1 protein-coding gene is annotated in these 233 nt (G+C 65.7%); it reads right to left on the bottom strand.

Going from position 1 to position 233, the window contains the following annotated elements; translation table 11 throughout:
- Nucleotides 1-214: hypothetical protein (locus BST14_RS32420; RefSeq protein WP_211280880.1), on the bottom strand; the 214-nt coding region annotated here is incomplete at its 3' end.
- Between the last annotated feature and the right edge of the window lie 19 nt (nucleotides 215-233).

Genomic DNA, 233 nt, shown 5'->3' on the forward strand with positions numbered 1-233 from the left:
GGGCCGGCAGGCGGTCTTCGACGAAGGGTTTGAAGCGCTTCTCGACGATGATTTCCGGCAGCACCGTATCGCGGGCCTGCTCCAGGCCGAGGACCAGGTTCTCGCGGATCGCCGCCGGGTCGAGGAACGGGGTCTGCCAGAAGCTCTTTTCCACGCGGTAGCTGTTCAGCAGCGCCAGCTTCGGTACGCCCATCGCGGCGATGGTCTGCAACACCCGGCGGAGCATCTTCGGT

It is taken from the genome of Mycobacterium arosiense ATCC BAA-1401 = DSM 45069 (assembly GCF_002086125.1).
GTDB classification, from domain to species: domain Bacteria; phylum Actinomycetota; class Actinomycetes; order Mycobacteriales; family Mycobacteriaceae; genus Mycobacterium; species Mycobacterium arosiense.